At 67.7% G+C, this 2,815-nt stretch carries 3 protein-coding genes; 1 reads left to right on the forward strand and 2 read right to left on the reverse strand.

What is annotated here, in order from left to right; all coding sequences use genetic code 11:
- Window positions 1-29: 29 nt before the first annotated feature.
- Together ACE026_RS15285 and ACE026_RS15290 are read right to left on the reverse strand one after the other, a co-directional pair.
- Window positions 30-1,235 carry an endonuclease/exonuclease/phosphatase family protein gene (locus ACE026_RS15285; RefSeq protein WP_486039694.1) on the reverse strand — a complete coding sequence of 402 codons (1,206 nt, stop codon included), beginning with the start codon at window positions 1,233-1,235 and terminating at the stop codon, window positions 30-32.
- Between the two features lie 37 nt (window positions 1,236-1,272).
- Window positions 1,273-2,028: an arginyltransferase gene (locus ACE026_RS15290; protein WP_486039695.1), complete on the reverse strand. Its 756-nt coding sequence runs from the start codon at window positions 2,026-2,028 to the stop codon at window positions 1,273-1,275.
- 154 nt (window positions 2,029-2,182) lie between these two features.
- On the opposite strand from ACE026_RS15290, the gene ACE026_RS15295 reads away from it, so the two are divergent.
- A complete protein-coding gene (locus ACE026_RS15295) occupies window positions 2,183-2,788 on the forward strand; it encodes an EF-hand domain-containing protein (RefSeq protein WP_486039696.1) in 606 nt (201 codons plus the stop codon).
- The last annotated feature ends 27 nt before the right edge of the window (window positions 2,789-2,815 follow it).

Genomic DNA, 2,815 nt, shown 5'->3' on the forward strand with positions numbered 1-2,815 from the left:
GCCGTTTTTCGTTGAGAGCGACGCGGGCCTTACTTCAGGTCGACCCATACGAGGTGGTGGTCGCTGCCGTCGGCGATTTTTGCTTCCGGGCTTTCATTGGCGGGCCAGAACACGCCGCTGCCGATGTAGCTGAAGCCGACCGAGGGCAGGACGTAATCCAGGCGCATGGTGCCGGATTTCGGGCCGAAGTCGCCGGTGGCGTGGAAGGGGGCGCCTTTGCGGACGATGCCTTTCTCGGCATAGGCCAGGCTGGTCTGTTCGGCGCCGACGCTGCGCGGGGTGGGGTAGCGCAGGACGCGGGGGTTTTCGATCAGTTCGACGATGGCGTCGTGGCGGCCGTCGCCGTCCACCGGGTCGTTGTTGAGATCGCCGAGGATGACGAAGCGCGCGTCCTGCGCGAGGCCGCCGCACTGGCCGCGGTCATCGCAGAGCCATGAAGTGTCGCGGTCCTTGAGGTAGTCCTGCCACAGGCGCAGTTCGTCGTGGTTGCGGGCGGCGTTGCGCTTTTCGGGGCCGTCGAAGACCGGCGGGGTGGGGTGCGAGACCAGCGCGTGCACGGTGCCGTTCGGGGTGGTCACCGGCACGTCCCAATGCGATTTGGAGGACAGGCGCAGCTGCGACCAGACGTGGTCGTTGTAGAAGGATTTCCCGGTGCGCGGGTCGATCGGGCGCAGGGCGCCGGGCATCGTGCTCCACTTCAGCAGCTGGAAACTGCGGACCTTGGCTTCATCGATCGGGTAGCGCGACAGCACCAGCATGCCGTACTGGCCCGGGTGCAGGCCGTAGCCCCAGGCATCGTTGCCACGGGCGCGGCCTTCGCCACCGATCTCGCCGTTGTTGTCCAGGTCCAGTCCGCTCTGCACGCCGGTGTTGACCGGGGCGAGGTAGCGATAGGCGTAATGCAGCGGTTCACCGCCGCCCGGCTGGGCGGCTTCCAGGTAGCGCTTCTGGAAGAGATCAGCGGCGCGATGGGCGTCGTCGTAATCGAACTCGTTGAGCAGGACCAGATCCGGGCGGACCTGCTGCAGGACGGCGGCAATCTTGCGCGCGTGTTCGCTGTCGCCTTCGAGCTCGGCGATCAGGCCGCCGGTCTCGTCGCTGTACAGCGAGGTGTTGTACGTGGCGATCCGCAGCGGTGCGGAGGCGGAATCCGGCATGGTGGCGGTCTTGGCGGGGGACTGGGCACAGGCGCCGCAGAGCAGGGCCAGGGCAAGGATCAGGGGATGGGCTTTCATCCGCCTATTTTGCACCCGGCGCGGTGTCAGTGATGCGTCAGCGGCCGTCCAATTCGTCATCGAAGGCGTGCCAGCGGCGGCCGTCATAGGCCTCCAGCGGGCGGAACCGGCGCTTGTAGTCCATCTTGCGGTGGTTGCGGATCCAGTAGCCCAGGTACAGGTGCGGCAGCTGCTCGCGCTGGGCCCAGGCGATCTGCTGCAGGATCGCGAAGGTACCCAGGCCGCGATGAGCCTGGTCCGGATCGAAGAAGGTGTAGACCGCCGAGAGCCCCTGCGGGGTGACATCGGTCACGGCGACCCCGAGCAGCGGGCCACGATGGCCGTCCTCGGCTGGGCCGCGGATTTCGATGAAACGCCCCTGCGACCAGCGGCCGATCAGGAACTGGTCGAACTCGTGCGGGCCGTGCTCGTCCATGCCGCCCTGTGCGTGCCGATGGGACAGGTAACGGTGGTACAGCGCGAACTGCTCGTCGGTCTGCTCGGCCGCGACGATCCGCACTTCCAGATCCGCATTGCGGGCCAGGCAGCGGCGCTGGCTGCGGTCCGGTGCGAAGCGGGCGACGGGGATGCGCACGGCCACGCAGGCGTGGCAGTCCGCGCAGTGCGGGCGGTAGACCAGATCGCCGGAGCGGCGGAACCCCCAGCCCAGTGCCATCGGGTACAGCGTGCCCAGGCGCGGATCGTTGGGGTCGAGCACCAGATCGCGTGCGGCCCGTTCCGGCCAGTAGCCACAGGGGTGGTCACCGGTCTGGAACAGTCGCAGCTCGTCGTCGCGGTCGCCGTGTATTGCCATGCCCACAGCATAGCCCCGTGCTGTCGCAGCCGGCGCGACTGTCTGCCAAATGAACACGGCTGGCCGGGCTGTCAACGGTGCTGGCGCCCATGCGTTGTTACCGGTGTGGGTGCCACGCACCGCACGCAGTTTCCCTCACCAACCGGAGTTACCCATGCGCAACCGCAAATCCCTCCTGCTGCTGGCCCTGCTGCTGTCCACCGGTGCTGCCGGCCTGGCGGTCGCTGCCGATACCCCCGCCGCCGCCGACAAACCCGCCCGCGCCAAGCTGGATACCAATGGCGATGGCTTCATCGACCGCACCGAGGCGGCCAAGTCGCCGCGTCTGGCCGCGCAGTTCGACACGCTCGATGCCAACAAGGACGGCAAGCTGTCCCGTGAGGAACTGCCGCGCTGGCACGGCAAGCGCCACGGGCGTGGCCCGGGTGGGCATGGCGACTGGATGGCCAAGCTGGACACCAACAAGGACGGCCGCATCAGCCGCGAAGAGGCCAAGGCCGACCCGCGCCTGGCCGCGCGCTTCGATGCGATGGACGTCAACAAGGATGGTTACCTGGACAAGGCCGACCGCGAGCTGCGCATGAAGCAGCATCGTGATGCCTGGTTCGCTGCGGCCGATACCAACAAGGACGGCCAGTTGAGCAAGGCCGAGTTCGATGCCGCCAAGGGCCCGTTCGGTGGCCCGCGTGGCGATCATCGCGATGGCAAGCACCGCGATGGCAAGCCGCCGATGCCGCCGAAGGCACCGGCCGCGAAGTAAGCGGTATGGTGGTGTGCAACGAAAGCG

The sequence above is a fragment of the Stenotrophomonas sp. AGC87 genome (genome assembly GCF_057333975.1).

What these genes read in the sequence shown, in the direction of transcription:
- ACE026_RS15285 (WP_486039694.1), bottom strand. Translation starts at nt 1,235, where the DNA reads ATGAAAGCCCATCCCCTGATCCTTGCCCTGGCCCTGCTCTGCGGCGCC.
- ACE026_RS15290 (WP_486039695.1), bottom strand. Translation starts at nt 2,028, where the DNA reads ATGGCAATACACGGCGACCGCGACGACGAGCTGCGACTGTTCCAGACC.
- ACE026_RS15295 (WP_486039696.1), top strand. Translation starts at nt 2,183, where the DNA reads ATGCGCAACCGCAAATCCCTCCTGCTGCTGGCCCTGCTGCTGTCCACC.